Source organism: Phytohabitans kaempferiae (genome assembly GCF_042433955.1).
GTDB classification, from domain to species: domain Bacteria; phylum Actinomycetota; class Actinomycetes; order Mycobacteriales; family Micromonosporaceae; genus Phytohabitans; species Phytohabitans kaempferiae.
The window spans coordinates 309062-323524 of record NZ_JBHLUH010000009.1; the positions used below are offsets into that span (position 1 = coordinate 309062).

11 protein-coding genes are annotated in these 14463 nt (G+C 71.4%); 8 read left to right on the forward strand and 3 right to left on the reverse strand.

Annotation, left to right across the window (positions count from 1 at the left end; translation table 11 throughout):
* Positions 1-8: 8 nt before the first annotated feature.
* A complete protein-coding gene (locus ACFFIA_RS08070) occupies positions 9-1901 on the reverse strand; it encodes a CocE/NonD family hydrolase (RefSeq protein ID WP_377247854.1) in 1893 nt (630 codons plus the stop codon).
* Positions 1902-2168: 267 nt separating this feature from the next.
* On the opposite strand from ACFFIA_RS08070, the gene ACFFIA_RS08075 reads away from it, so the two are divergent.
* From ACFFIA_RS08075 to ACFFIA_RS08085, 3 genes are read left to right on the forward strand one after another with little or no spacing between them, the layout of a single operon-like run.
* Positions 2169-4202, forward strand: coding sequence for a M6 family metalloprotease domain-containing protein (locus ACFFIA_RS08075; RefSeq protein WP_377247857.1), 2034 nt, complete (start codon positions 2169-2171; stop codon positions 4200-4202).
* 6 nt (positions 4203-4208) lie between these two features.
* The gene (locus ACFFIA_RS08080; RefSeq protein ID WP_377247860.1) at positions 4209-4634 is read left to right on the forward strand and encodes a hypothetical protein; all 426 of its coding nucleotides are present in this window, start codon (positions 4209-4211) and stop codon (positions 4632-4634) included.
* Positions 4631-5185 (forward strand): TlpA family protein disulfide reductase, encoded by a 555-nt coding sequence (locus ACFFIA_RS08085; RefSeq protein WP_377247863.1) that lies wholly within the window; start codon positions 4631-4633, stop codon positions 5183-5185. The genes ACFFIA_RS08080 and ACFFIA_RS08085 overlap by 4 nt, the downstream gene beginning before the upstream one ends.
* A 63-nt stretch (positions 5186-5248) precedes the next feature.
* Here ACFFIA_RS08085 and ACFFIA_RS08090 read toward each other — a convergent pair whose 3' ends face one another.
* Positions 5249-6481 carry a PucR family transcriptional regulator gene (locus tag ACFFIA_RS08090; protein ID WP_377247866.1) on the reverse strand — a complete coding sequence of 411 codons (1233 nt, stop codon included), beginning with the start codon at positions 6479-6481 and terminating at the stop codon, positions 5249-5251.
* A gap of 736 nt (positions 6482-7217) precedes the next feature.
* Here ACFFIA_RS08090 and ACFFIA_RS08095 point away from each other — a divergent pair.
* The 3 genes from ACFFIA_RS08095 to ACFFIA_RS08105 all read left to right on the forward strand — a co-directional run bounded on the left by ACFFIA_RS08095 (position 7218) and on the right by ACFFIA_RS08105 (position 9803).
* Positions 7218-7709: a SigE family RNA polymerase sigma factor gene (locus ACFFIA_RS08095; RefSeq protein WP_377247869.1), complete on the forward strand. Its 492-nt coding sequence runs from the start codon at positions 7218-7220 to the stop codon at positions 7707-7709.
* Entirely contained in the window at positions 7706-8734 is a 1029-nt protein-coding gene (locus tag ACFFIA_RS08100; protein WP_377247872.1) for a hypothetical protein, read from the forward strand. The genes ACFFIA_RS08095 and ACFFIA_RS08100 overlap by 4 nt, the downstream gene beginning before the upstream one ends.
* Before the next feature lie 283 nt (positions 8735-9017).
* Positions 9018-9803, forward strand: a complete 786-nt coding sequence (locus ACFFIA_RS08105; protein ID WP_377247875.1) for a class I SAM-dependent methyltransferase — start codon at positions 9018-9020, stop codon at positions 9801-9803.
* 3 nt (positions 9804-9806) lie between these two features.
* On the opposite strand, the gene ACFFIA_RS08110 is transcribed toward ACFFIA_RS08105, so the two are convergent.
* Complete coding sequence (locus ACFFIA_RS08110; protein ID WP_377247878.1) at positions 9807-10508, reverse strand: NADPH-dependent F420 reductase; 702 nt, start codon at positions 10506-10508, stop codon at positions 9807-9809.
* Between the two features lie 452 nt (positions 10509-10960).
* Between ACFFIA_RS08110 and ACFFIA_RS08115 the strand changes: the two genes are divergently transcribed.
* Both ACFFIA_RS08115 and ACFFIA_RS08120 read left to right on the forward strand, forming a co-directional pair.
* The gene (locus ACFFIA_RS08115; RefSeq protein WP_377248295.1) at positions 10961-11638 is read left to right on the forward strand and encodes a YceI family protein; all 678 of its coding nucleotides are present in this window, start codon (positions 10961-10963) and stop codon (positions 11636-11638) included.
* Positions 11639-11965: 327 nt separating this feature from the next.
* A complete protein-coding gene (locus tag ACFFIA_RS08120; protein WP_377247881.1) occupies positions 11966-14398 on the forward strand; it encodes a M14 family metallopeptidase in 2433 nt (810 codons plus the stop codon).
* Positions 14399-14463 lie beyond the last annotated feature (65 nt).

The following is a 14463-nucleotide window of genomic DNA, read 5'->3' on the forward strand; positions in this document are numbered from 1 at the left end:
ACAAGAGATCAGAGACCGGCCGCGTGCGCCGCCGCCGTACCGCCCACGATCGGCAGCACCACGTTGCTGGTCTTCAGCGCCACCTGGAGGTTTGCCCGGGACTGGTCGGCCTGGCTGGAGTACTGCGGATAGCTGCCCACGATGATGACGCCGATCCGATGGCCGGGCTGGAAGACGTAGTCTTCGGGCAGCAGCGGGAAGCTGTAGTTGTACGCCTGCCCGGGCACCAGCGGCACCGCCACGCGGATCGACTGCCGGTTCTGGGCGTCCATGATGCCCTTGGTCACCAGCTCCACATCGGACGTCGCCACGCGCTTCTGGGTCTGCCTGTAGCAGCCGTCGTCGGTCGGGCTGCTCTCGCCCCAGCAGTCCTGGGTCTCCAGCGTGATGATGCCCTCCCCCGAGGCGCGGTGGTTGACCCGCTCGGCGGTGCCGTAGTCGACCAGGATCGCGCCCAGGTTGGTGTCGGTCTGGTCGGCCGCGACGCGCAGCCGCACCTCGGGCGTACCGGAGATGTGCAGTGGCGCGGTCAGCGGCGCCGACAGGTACGCGAGGCGGTTGGGCTGCACCGCGTCGGGGTTGAGGATCATCGTGTTCTGGCTCTGCGTCGGACTGTCCTGGAAGGACTCGCTCCTCGGCTGCGCCACCGGCACCAGCTTGAGCCCGCCGGCACCGCCCGCGCCGGGCTGGAGGAAGACCTCGGTGCCCGCCGTGCCGGGGATCGGCCAGTCGGCGTGCGTCTCCCAGACGTCGGCGGCGCGCTCGATGTCGACCTTCGGCTCGTCCATGATGCCGTTGGGCACGGCGTGCAGCCAGTAGTCGAACCACCGGTGCAGCGTCTCGACCCACACCGCGCGGCGGGAGTCGAACGGGTCGACGTGCCCCTCCTGCGACAGCCACAGCTTGCGCGGGACGCCGTTCTCGGCCAGCGCGTACCAGAACTTGCTGAAGTGGTCCGCGCGCACGTTGTCGTCGTTGAGACCGTGGTAGAGCAGCACGCTGGCGGTCATGTTGGGGACCTTCTTGACGTAGCTGCGCTCGTTCCAGAACGCGGTGTAGTCACCGTGCTCGTCGCCGTCCTCGGCGGCGATCCGGTCCCGCGTCGGCTGGCAGTACGCCCGCCGCTCGGGGTTGGTGACGACGTTGGCGAGGTAGGCGACGTAGCTGTTGCCCCGGGTGATCACGCCGTTGCTGCGGACGTAGTCGTAGTACTCGGTCGGCCCGCTGATCGGCACCACCGTGGTCAGGCCCTTCACGCCGGTCACGGCCGTCGCCATGGCCAGCGACCCGTCGTACGACTTGCCGATCATGCCGGTCCTGCCGTTGTGCCAGTCGGCGCGGACGACCTCACCGGCGGCGTTCCGGGCGGTGGCCCGGCCGTTGAGCCAGTTGATCGCCTGCTTGGCGCTGAGGTTGTCCTCGTTGGCGTTGGTGGTCGGGCAGCCGGTGGAGTTGCCGGTGCCGACCATGTCGAGCAGGATCACCGCGTAGCCGCGCGGCACGAAGTAGTTGTCGTAGAAGAGCGGCCACCGGTCGAGCAGCCCGTCGCCGTCGAGGTCGGCCTTGCACTCGCCCTCGTTGCCCCGGCAGAGCGTCGAGTAGTACGGGCTGGCGTCCATGATCACGGGGACCTTGAGGCCGTCGAGCGTGGCCCTGGGGCGCATCACGTCGAACGCGATGATGTCGCGCAGCCCGTCCCGGTCACTGTCGAACGTGGAATCGATGAACAGCCGTTCGCGGATCGCGTCCGAGTAGCCGAAGACCGGCTGCGTCACGCCGGCGGAGACGACGATCGCCGGGGCTTGCGCGGCCAGCGCGGGCACCGCGCCGCCCACGACGGCGACCGCCACCACCGGTAGCAGGGCAGCGGCCACGCGGAGCAGCCTGCCGATGCGACTCATGCACCCTCCCAAATGCGCCCCGGGGAGCCGCTCGCGGCGCGCGCGTCCCGCCGGGGCCCGCAGGACCCGAGGGTGCGTACGTTAGGGCGCCCGGGCCGCCGGCCGCCATACCCAGGCATGGAAATTTACCGACCTCAGTCAGGTGTCGAAAGGATCGAAGTTGATCTACCGGCAGATGTCCAGTGACGCGCTCGGGCCGGCGCCCATACATTCACGGTCACCTCCGTGGCGGTCCGCGCGCCGACACCTCCGACGAAGGGCTATGGGATGCACCTTCAACTCACCTGGCGGACGGGGTTGGCGGCGGCGGTCGCGACCGCGCTGGTCGTCTCCGTGGCCACCGGGCCGGCCCTCGCGGCGCCCGGCAACCCCGCCGGCGGTACGGGCCCCTTCGAGGTGCTCGACCCACAGGCATGGCAGAACCCGGACACGATGACCTGGAACGACTACCGGCCGGTGCCCAGCAAGAACTGGGCCGATCCCTCGGTGAGCGGGTCGGTGCGCGACTTCAGGATCGCTCTGGTCACGCTCGACTATCCGGACCAGCCCTTCGTCGTCACGCAGCGGGCCCGCTCGACGGTCTTCGGCAACCCCCAGGCGACCGCCCAGAACATCCCCCGCGACCAGGTGGCGAGGTTCTACCAGGAGTTCCTCAACACGCCCAACACGCTGAACAAGGGGCACACCCTCCACGAGTACTGGATGCAGGACTCCAATGGCCGGTACGGCGTCGACCTGGCCGGCTTCGGGCCGTACCAGATGCCCGCCAAGTCCTACCAGTACGGCATCGACAACGGCTTCAACCCCGGCGCCTGCCCCACCGGCGAGCAGTGTGCCCGCAACATCCGCACCGACGGGCTCGGCGCCTGGCGCGCGGCCGTCGGTGACGAGGTCGCCGACCAGTACGAGCTGGTCTTCATCCTCTCCGCCGGCCAGGACGAGTCGTCGACCTGGCAGGAGTTCGGGCAGATGATGTTCCAGACCAAGGAGGACGTGCCGGACGCGTGGGGACCGCCCGACCCGAGCCTGCCCAACTACGCGCGCACCAGGTACGTCGAGTGGACCTCCTGGAAGGCCGCCTCGGCGATCTGGCCCAACGCCGGCGGCGGCTCCTCGACCCAGGCGGAGAGCTCCGGCATGGGCACGTACGCGCACGAGCTGAGCCACCTGCTGAGCATCGGCGACAACTACAACAACCCGTACGGCGTCCCGCTGCGCCGGGCGTACAGCGGGATTTGGAGCATGATGTCGCGCGGCACCTTCAACGGTCCGGGCGGCCCGCACACGCGGTGGCAGATCCCGCCGGTCAACGGCGGCGCGATCGGCTCGCTGCACACCGTGCGCGACAAGGTGAAGATCGGGCTGCTCGGCGAGGAGCACCTGCTGCGGCTCTCCCGCGAGGCGCTCTCGTCGTCGGGGCTCGTGGTCGCCGAGATCACCGCGCGGGCGGTCGACGCCGGGCCGAAGGGGCTGACCGGCATCAACATCGCGATGAACCGCGACAACTCGCCGGCCTGTGTCACCAGCGAGGACCCGCTCTGCGACGGCGGCGGCTACAACAACTACACGGTCGAGGTCGTCGACCGGATGGGCGCCGACTCGTTCGTGCCGGACAGCGGCGTGCTGATCAGCAAGACCAAGAACGCGGACAGCGCGCCCTTCGTGTGGGTCATCGACGCGAACCCGCAGGACATCGACATGATCGACTTCTACCGGCCGGATGGCACGCCGCAGAAGATCACGATGGGCGACTACCGGCAGCTCTCCGACGCGCTCTTCCACGCCGGTACGCGCTCCGGCAGCGAGTACGAGTACGTCGACGCGGCCAACCGCCTGCACTTCTACGTGCTCGACCTCAAGCGCGACGCGGACGGCATCCTGTCGTACAAGGTGGCGGTCCGGTCGCTGGACGGCACCGGCGGCCCGAGCACGCACGGAGTCGACCTGGGCCAGGGCTTCGTCAGCACCGGCACCAAGCCCACCAACAAGGGCGTCACCTGCACCTTCACGCTGACCAACACCGGCGCCTACTCGGCCGGCGGCCAGCAGCATCCGGAGAACGTCTCCGCGTACCTCAAGTCGGACGTGTACCGCCTCACCGCCGACGTGGCCGGGATCGGCTGGCGGGTCGAGGTGCCCAACGCGCTGGCCTCGGTCGGGTTCGGCAAGAGTACGAAGGTCAAGGTCTCGGTCGGCGCCACCGCGAACGCGGCGCCCTCCGGCTTCGTGAAGCTGACCGCCACCTCGGTGAGCGACCCGAGCAAGACGGTCACCAGCCCCTGCCGCGTCGACAAGGACTGACCCGCGATGCGGCGACCCATCGGGCGCGCCGCGGCGGTCGTCGCCGCGGCGCTCCTCGGGGGCGGCCTGAACGGCTGCGGTGACGAGGCCGCCGAGGCGAGGACGGTCCGCGTGCTGGTGCGTGACATCAACATCCGCGAGGAGGGCGTCGACTGCGCCGGCACCGGGGCGTACACGTTCTTCCACAACCGGGCGCCATTTCGCGTGCTCGACGGCGACGGGGAGACGCTGACCGGCGGCCGCCTCCCGCCCGGCAAGGCGGTCCGCACCTTCGAGGAGGATCTCGAGGTCGAGCGGATCCCCACGTACTGCGAGTTCGCGGTGCCGGTCGCGGTGCCCAAGCGGGCGGGGTACAGCCTGGTCGTCGACGACCGCGCGCCGATCCCGCTCACCGCGGACGCCGACTCGCTGGTGGCGGTGGTGCCGTCATGAGGCTGGCCGCGACGGCGCTCGCTGTGGTGCTCGCCCTGACCGGCTGCGGCGGCGAGGCGGTCAAGCCGGCTGGGGGCGCCGAGGCCCTGCCCGGGCCGGTGCCGGCTGGGCTCGCGCCGCGCCCCGCCCCGCCGGACGCGCCCGGCGCGCCCGCGTTCACCGGCGCGCTGACCGACGGGACCAGCCTCGCCGCCGCCGACCTGTGGGCACAGCGCCCGGTCGTGCTCCTCTTCCTCACGTCCTGGTGCACGGTCTGCGCCGAACGCCAGGACGCGCTCAGTGAACTGGCCCGCGCGTACCGCGACCGGGTCGTCTTCGTCGGCGTGGCCAACGACGACGAGCCGGCGGAGCTGGACGCGTACCTGCGCGCGCACCGGGCCGAGTTTCCGGTGGTGGTCGACGCGGACGGCACGATCTCCCGGTCGTACGCCGTCCGCGAGCCCGCCGCCGTCGTGATCGTCGCCAAGGGCGGCGCGCTGCTGCGCGGCTGGCCCGGCGGGCTCGACGCGTCCACTCTGGACGCCCGGCTCCGCGAACTTGTCCTGGGATGAGGTGAAGCGATGCGAACAGTGATCGCGGCGCTGGCGGGGGTTCTCCTCGGCCGCCCCAGGCGCTCAGGAGCCCGGGCCGTACTGGCCGCTGAGCCGGGCGAGCTTGAGCGCCAGGTGCAGGCAGAGCCGCTCGTTGCCGTCCTTCAGGTCGGTCTCGGCGAGCTGCTCGACGCGGTGCAGGCGGTAGTAGAGCGTGGTGCGGTGCAGCCGCAGGCGCTCGGCCGTCGCGTGCGCGTTGCCGGCCAGGTCGAGGTATGCCTCCAACGTCTCCAGCAGCGCCTGGTTGGCCTCGTCGCCGAGCAGCCGGTGCAGCCCGGGGTGGACGCCGGCCACGTCGAGGTGACGACCGTCCATCTGCGACAGCGTGCGGTAGACGCCGAGGTCGGCCCAGGCGACGATGCGCCCCAGCCCGGCCAGCCGCACCCCCACGCGGACCGACTGGAGCGCCTCGTCGTACGAGTGCACGGCGTCCGCCAGCCGGGGCCGGGGCGCGCCGACGCCGACCACGACCCGGGCCACCGAGGCGAGGTTGCGGATCGCGGCCTCCAGCGCCTCGCTCAGGTATCCGGCGGCCGCCTCGGCGGACGGGCGGCCGGCGACCTGCCCGCCCCGGATCAGCAGTACGCCCTGGTCGTGGCGGAGCAGGTGGAGCGCCTCGTGCACGCCGATCCACCGCCGGGTCGCGACGAGCACCTGCTCCAGTGCGATCCAGGCGACCTCGTCGAGCACCTGCCCGCGGGCCGGTACGAGCTGGGCCACCACCGCGGTAGCCGGGCCGTCGAAGGTCACCACACCGTCGGCGAGTAAGGAGCGGGCCACCTCGTCGCGCGTCTCCGGATTGTCCGCCAGCAGCGTGCGGGCCGCCTCCGCCTCGCGCTGGGAGGCCAGCTCGCCGAGCAGGTTCTCCCGGTAGAGGGCGAACGACAGGTCACCGGTCGCCCGGGTCACCACGTCGATGTCCGCGTCGCTCATGCCGCCCTCGACGTCGATGAACCACACGAACCCGAGCAGCAGGTCACGGTGGACGATCGGCACGCAGAGCCGGGGCAGCAGGTCGAGCTCGGGGCAGGCCGGCGTGCGCACCGGCGCGCGGGCCTTCATGATGCCGATGTCGCGAAACCAGGAGATGACCTCGGGCGTGGTGTGCCGGCGCAGGATCGAGGTGCGGCGGACGTCGTCCATCGTGCCGGTGTGCTCGCTGTAGACGACCACACGGTGCCGCCGATCCTCGATCAGCGCCGGCCGGCCCACGCGTGCCGCCATCGTGTCGACGATGCGTTGCAGCTCCAGATTCATGCCGCTCCCGACGCGCTCGTGGCCCGCTGCGCGGCCCGGACGCCCGGTCAGGCACCGACCCCGCCGGTCCTTACCATCGACGCCTTCCGCCGCCCGCGCAAGGGCTCCGAGGACTCACCTCAGTCACAGTCGTGGATGCCCCACGATTTCAGGATTCGAGCTACCGCGACGCCCGTCGCGGTCCAGACCGCCGCTCCCGCGGCCGCACCCTCCGCGCTCCCACAACCTCCCCCCTTGGCGGGCGTGACCGGCAGCGGGCGTCCGACCGCCCACCGGGCAGTCAGCCCCTGGATCGAGACGCGTCGGGCTAGCAGCAGATGCCCGTGGAGCGTGGCCCTGCTCCCGGGATGAGGTGGTCGCGAGGGCTGGGCCGCGTTCGGACCTGGAGTCGTGTGTTGGAGAAGCTGTCGAGCTGGGCGCACCGACGCGCCCAACCCGGACGGACGCCGGATGCGCGGCGTGCGTGCCGGGTCCGCTGGGCCAGCCGGCGCCGGACCCGGCAGGTCCGCGGGCAAATGTCGGGGACATAGCCCCTTCGAGGCCACCGCAAGCGGCAAAGTCCCTGACAAAAGCCCCCTTTGCGCGGGGCGACCAGAGGTCCGTCCGTGGCGATCGGGGCATGGCCCAAGAATTGGTCGATCACGTGGGGTGTACACGCCGGGTCGGGACATCGGGCTGGACCGAGCAACGGAAACGCCATGCAGCTTCGTGTTAGAGGCGAGGCGAGGAGGGTCGGTTGACATTCGAGGAGTACGTCGCGGCTCGGCTGCCGGCGCTTCTTCGGCAGGCGACGGCGTTGGCCGGTGATCCGCACGTGGCCGAGGACGTCGTGCAGGACGTGTTGATCAAAGCGCAAGCGCGCTGGAAACAGATCCGCGGGGTCGACGTGCCGGACGCGTACCTGCGCAAGATGATCGTGAACGAGCTGCTGTCCGCCCGGCGCCGGGTGGCCGCCGCCCTGCGCCGCGAGCGCGCCCAGCCGCCCGCGCCCGTCCTGGATGGCGCCGACGTGGTCGTGGTGCAACGCGCCGCGATCCTCCAGATGATCCGTACCCTTCCCGCCCGTCAGCGCATCGTGATCGCTCTGCGCTACTTCGAGGACATGGCCGACGGCGACATCGCCGCGCTGCTGGACTGCACCGAGGGGACGGTACGCAGTCAGGCGTCGCGCGCGCTGGCCAAGCTCCGCGGGATCGCCGCGACGCAGCCGCCACAGGAGGAAGAATGATCGACAGCGAAGCCATCCGTACTGCCTTCGCCGCCCTGGCCGACCAGGCACCGCCACCGGACCGGATCCGGGCGGCGCTCGCCGCCCGCGTCCGTCAGCACCACCGGCGCCGGCTCGTGCTGCGGCTGGCCGGCGCCGGCGTGGTCGCGGCCTCCACCGGCGTCGCGACAGCAGGCGTGTGGCGAGCCACCCGCCCGTCCGGGCCTGGGTTCCCCGTGCTCGACGGCGGACCCGGCGGCGGCTGGCTTGACGTCCCACTCCAGTACCGGCCGGCGTGGCTGCCCCAGCGGTACGGCGAGAGCGCACGCACGGTCGTCGTCGACGGGGAACGGGCTCCCGTCATTTCCCGGGACTGGCAACCAGGGCCGGCTGAACAGCCGATCTCGCTGCTGGTCGGCTGGCATCCGTCGCTCGACGCGGACCGCCCTGGTGGAACGCCGGAAAACGTCGAGGTCAACGGCGCACCGGGTGAGCTTGTCCAGGTGGACGCCGACCGGTTCGCCACCTACGTCACCTGGCGGGCCCCCGGCCAGCCCCAACTGATGGTGAGTGTCCTGACGGACGACGGTGCCGACGCCCAGCGGGACCTGGCCATGCGGGTCGCGCGGTCGGTGCGGCCCGATCCGGGACGCATCGGGGTCGGCCCCCGCTTCGGCTGGCGTCCGGCGGATATGGCGACCACGCCGTGGCGGCTGCGTCACGGTTTCCAGGACACGGACTGGGTCCAGGATGTTGTGGTCAACGGCACCGGCGGGCGGCAGCTCCTCATCAGCATCGGCGCCGGCGCCGCCACCAAATTCGAGAACACGACCGTCGCCACCGAGCCGATCCGGATCCGCGAGTGGAAGGGCTGGCGAATTCCGGAGATGAATCAGCTCTTCCTGACCCTGCCCGCCGGCGTCGAGGTGTTCGCGCAGCTCGACAGTGGGCCCGCGGGCGAGCAGACCATGTCCGCGTTGACCCGCGTCGTGGAGGAGTTCGACTTCGGACCATGGCCGGACATGAGCTGGGTCGGCAACCGGTGAGCCGCCCACCGAGATCGATCAGCGCCGGCGGCCTCGACCACTCCTGAACCCGCGTCCCGGTCGGCAGCGCCAGCTCGCAGTCCGCGCGATCCACCCCACGACCCACGCATCCGGCGTCCGTCCAGGTTGGGCGCACCGGTGCGCCCAGCTCGACAGCTTCTCCAGCACACCGACCTGACGCCCCAAGCCGGGACCCGGAGCCGCCGGTGCGGGGGCGCCGCGGGCGCGGCGGCGGCCGCAAATTCCGTCGAGGATCGCGGCGGCATGGCCTACCTTGAGCGGCATGGACGTCGATCCGGTGGTGCACAACCGCGCGGCCTGGGATCTCCAGGTCGAAAAGGGCAACGAGTGGTCGCGGCCGGTCTCGCCGGAGACGGTGGCGCGAGCGCGGGCGGGCGACTGGTCGATCGTGCTGATCGGCTACGAGCCGGTCGATCGCTCCTGGTTTCCCGCCGACCTCGCCGGCGTCGACGTGCTCTGCCTGGCCTCCGGGGGCGGGCAGCAGGGCCCGACGCTGGCCGCCGCCGGCGCGCGGGTCACGGTCTTCGACAACTCGCCCCGGCAGCTCGCGCAGGACGAGCTGGTGGCCGGCCGCGACGGGCTGGAGCTGCGCACCGTGCTCGGCGACATGCGCGACCTCTCCGCGTTCGCCGGCGACTCCTTCGACCTGGTGGTCAACCCGGTCTCCAACCTCTTCGTGCCCGAGCTGGCCCCGGTCTGGCGCGAGTGCTTCCGCGTGCTGCGCCCGGGCGGCGCGCTGCTCTGCGGCTTCGTCAACCCGGACGTCTTCCTCTTCGACCACGAGACGCTGGACACGCGCGGCGAACTGGTGGTCCGCCACCGGCTCCCCTACAGCGACCTGACCCACATGCCCGCCGGCGAGCGCGAGCGGCTGTGGGGCGCGGACGCCCCGCTGGAGTACAGCCACACGATGGCCGACCAGATCGGCGGCCAGCTCGCCGCCGGCTTCGTGATCACCGCCTTCGCGGAGGCGCCGCACCACTCCGACGCCACCGCGGGCTGGCTGTCCGGCTACTTCGCGACCCGGGCGGTGAAGCCCGCGGCGTAGCCGTCACAGCGGGTCGCCGGAGCGGGCGCGGGCGAGCGCCAAGCCGCGGGCCGACTCGGGAAAGCGGCGCAGCATCCCGCGCATCCGCTCGGCGTCCACATTGGCTCCGAAGAGGTCGGTGCCGGGCTCGAAGCGCACGCCCTCGGCGAGCGGGCCGGCGGCCACCGGGTCGAAGCCGAGCGCGTCCACGAGGTCGGCCACCGCGTCCACATCGGACGGATCGTCGCCGGCGATCGCGATGCCCTTGCGACCGGGCGAGCCGGCGGGGCGGGCTTCGGCCTCCACATCGCGGTACCCCATGTGGTTGAGGGTCTTGACCACCCGCGAACCGGGCAGGAACGCCTGGACGATCTCGCTCGACGAGGTGCGGGGGTCGGTGAGGTCGTCGCGGACGCCGTCGGTCTCCCACCAGTAGTTCATCGTGTCGACGACGAGCCGGCCGCGGAGCGCGTCCACGGGCACGGTGTGGTACCTGCCGAGCGGGAGGGCCAGCACCACGATGTCGGCGCCGGCGGCCGCCCGCTCGGCGGTGACCGCGACCGCGCCGGGCGCGAGCACCTCGACGGCGAGCGCGATCCGCGCCGGCTCGCCCGACCCGGCGACGAGGACCCGGTAGCCCGCGGCGAGCGCGAGCCGGGCGAGCACGGTGCCGAACCTGCCCGCGCCGAGGATGCCGACCGTCGTGCGCTCTCGTGTGCGGCTCATGGTGGGCGTCAGCCGGGAATCACGTCGCGCACCATGGAGATCACCGGTCAATTATTCGAACGCAACAGTTGATGCGTCAACCACTTCGGGAATGACCCTGGCCACTCCCCCTCGGCGGCGGGCGGCGACGGCCGCCGGGAGGTCCCGCACCGCACGCTCCCCCGGCGCGGTCATGCCAGAGCGGCGCCCGGCCGTGAGAATCTTCACGCCCGCCGGCGAGGCTCGGGCGGTCGCGGGTCAACGCCGGTCGATCGCCGGCGGTCCCGCCCCGCACCAAAGTCGTTGCGCCGTCAAGGAAATCTCCCGGCGCCCGGCGCGACATCCCCCTTTCGGCCCCCCCATGATCCACTCACAGGCCCCTGGCCAGCATCTTTATCCTGGAGCAGGGGGTACGGCAGGTGGCGCCCGGACGTAGCGCGGCGAGTGCGGTGCGTGCCGATGCCGAGTACAAGATGGGGGTATTTCCGACCGTGAGCGGTTTCGCCACCCGGTCCTGGGAGGGCTTGATCATCCCGGCGCCCGGGATCTACGAGCTCGACCCGGCCCACAAGCGGGTCGGCTTTCTGGCCCGGCACATGATGGTCAGCCCGGTGCGGGGCGAGTTCGAGACGGCGACCGCCCGGATCGTCGTCGCCGAGGACCCGCTGGAATCGTCGGTGACCGCCACCATCCAGACGGCCAGCATCAGCACCGGCAGCGCCGATCGGGACGCCCATCTGAGCAGCGCCGACTTCCTCGACGTGGAGACGTACCCCACGCTGGAGTACCGGAGCACCGGCATCAAGCGCCCGGAGACCGAGGACCCGATCTTCTTCTGGGCCCGGCTCAAGGCACACCAGCGAGGGCTGCGCGAGGGCGTCGCCCCAGCGCCCCAGCGCGCCGCCGGCCGCTTCGTGCTCACCGGCGAGCTGACCGTGCGTGACGTGACGCGCCCGGTCGACCTCCAGGTGGAGTTCGGGGGCGCGCGGCGCGACCCGTACGGCAAGGAGATCTTCGGCTTCAGCGCCACCGCCGAGATCAACCGCGAGGAGTACGGCCTGCTCTGGAACGTCGCCCTGGAGAGCGGCGGCGTGCTGGTCGGCAAGACGGTCCGGATCGAGATCGCCGGCGAGGCCATCCGCGAGTCGTGACCGGCGCCGCGGGCGACGCGCGCCCCGCCGCCGAGCCGTCCGGTGGCCGATGTGGACGGCCGCCCTGTTACAGCCGATGAGCTGCCTCGACCGGTCATTGACAGATCAAGTCGATGGCATCCAGGATGGTCGAACCTCCATCCACCGTCCCCGCTCTCCCCGCCGATACTTTTCCGCCGCAGACGTCCCCGCCACGCGGGGGGCGCGGCTCGGGCTGCCGCACGGGCGTGACCGTGCGGCGCCCCACCGTCCATCCACTGTGGATGGCGGTACCCGCCTGTCCGCACACCTCACGGTTCTGTTGCGCCGCAGTCGAAAGGTACCGAGATGTCTTCTTCCTTCCTGCCACGGTGGCGGAGGGGTCTGTTCGCGGCCACCGCCGCGGCGTCCGCCTTCGTCCTGCTGGCCGGTCCGGCCACCGCGGTCCCCGCCGCGCCGGCCGATGCCGGCGACGCCCCCGTCATCCTCGAACGCTTCGCCGACGAGCAGGCCAGCGTCGTGGAGGTCACGGTGGCCGATCGTGACGAGCTCGACCGGCTCGTCGCCACCGGAGTCGACCTGGACCACCACGTCTCCCACACCGAGGCGGGCATCGTGGTCCACGCCGTGGTCACGCCCAACGAGGTCGAAGGGCTGAGGGCGCTCGGCTACCGGGTCGGCCAGACGCTCTTCGACCCGGACGACAGCGAAGACCGGATCGGCGAGCGCGAGGCGACCATCGCCGAGCACAAGGCGGACAACCAGGCGTTCTCCGCCACGCTGGCCCAGAACGCGACCGCCTCCGACGTGCGGATCATCCGGGCCGACTACTACACCTCCGGCACCAACCAGGTGCTCTCGGTCGAGGCGAAGTGGGCGCAGGGACAGACCTCCACCAGCACGCTGACGGTGAGCCGGGACAGCGGCCCCGGCACCCCGATCGGGTCCGGCGGCACGCAGAGCATCTCCCGGTTCGTCGACGCCGGCGTGTACCTGTACCACCGGGGCGCCTCCGCCGTCACCGCCCGGCCCGACAGGATCCAGATCACCAGCCCCACCGGCGACGTCGCGGTCGCGCAGGTCAAGGAGTGGCTCCCGATCGACGGCGAGTCGCCCGAGGGCCCGGGCTACCAGAAGGACTTCGTCACCAGCTACCTCACGCCGACCGAGCTGTACGACCGGATCAAGCGGCTGGCCGCCGAGTACCCGCAGCTCGCCGAGATCGTGGAGCTGCCCTACAAGACAAACGGCTACCGGCGCAAGGCGCAGGTCGTGCTCGGCACCGCCAACGCCAGCCGCGTGGCGGTCGACTCGCTCGCCTGGGGCCACCAGGGCGGCAACGACATCACCGTCGAGCTGGCCGACCCCGGTGCCGCCAACCAGCCGCTCAACGCGACCGTGACCGGCAGCGCGATCCGGGTCAGCCTGGCCACCGACGCCGGCGGCGCGGTCACCAGCACCGCGGCCCAGGTCGCCGCGGTCGTCAACGGGGCGGCGGGCAGCCTGGTCAAGGCGTACACGTACCGCGGCAGCGCCGGCGACGGCGTGGTCACCCCCGTCGCCGCGACCCCGCTGACCGACAACCTGCGGGCGCCGGCCTCCGTCTCCCGCGACCCGCATCCGGTGTACGCCATCCGGATCGGCAAGTTCCGCGACGGCTCCCGCACCGGCGTCCTCGCCTACGCCCAGGAGCACGCCCGCGAGTGGGTCCCGCCGCTGGTGACGATCGAGACCGCCGAGCGGCTGCTGCGCAACCAGAAGCACGACCCCAAGACGCAGGAGCTGCTGCGCACGCTCGACATCTGGATCGTCCCGTCGATCAACCCCGACGGCGGGCACTACTCGTTCTACGACTTCAACTCGCAGCGGCGCAACATGACCAACCACTGCGCCGAGGGCGGTTCGACCGACGCGCTCGCCCGCAACTCGTGGGGCGTCGACAACAACCGCAACTACAGCGAGTACAGCCTCTTCGACGGGTACTCGGGCGCCTCGACGAGCTGCACCGGCGACACGTACGCCGGGCCGAGCGAGCTCTCCGAGCCGGAGAACAAGAACCTCGACTGGCTGGCCAGCCGGCCCAACATCAAGTTCTCGATGAACCTGCACTCCTCCGGCAACTACTTCATGTGGTCGCCGGGCGCGTACTCGGTCCCGGGTCGGATCTCCGCGCCGCGCCCGACCCTGGCCGAGGAGTCGTTCTTCTGGGGCGCCTCCTCGCAGATCCTGACCGCCATCAAGCGGCACCGGAACATGGCGGTCACCCCCGCCCGCACCGGTCCGATCTCCGACGTGCTCTACTCCGCGGCCGGCAACTCCGGTGACATGCTCTGGTACAAGTACGGCATCTACGCCTGGAACTTCGAGGTCGGCACCTCCTTCCAGCCGGCCTGGGACGAGGCGCACCAGCAGACCCTGGAGTACGCCAACGGTCTGGTCGAGCTCATGCGAGTCGCCCGCGCGTACGACAAGGACAAGAAGCGGCCGACCAGCACGCTGGTCACCGCGCCGAGCGCGACCGAGGGCATGGTCGACGTGAAGTTCGACGTGAGCGAGCCGGCCGCCGTCTTCTACACATTGGACGGCAGCAAGCCCACCTTCGACTCGACGCTCTACGCCTCCGCCGGTGTCCGCGAAGGGGGCGAGACCCTGACCGTGCCGTACGGCACGCGGGTCTTCTGGTTCTCCGTCGACGCCGCCGGCAACATCGAGAACAACTACCGGCCAGACACAGAGGCGAAGAACTGGAACCGGGCCTTCGCCATCATCTCCGACAGCTGACCCGTAATCACAGTGCGGCCGGGGCGTCCACCGCCCCGGCCGCACGGCTGTCCACTCCGGACGGA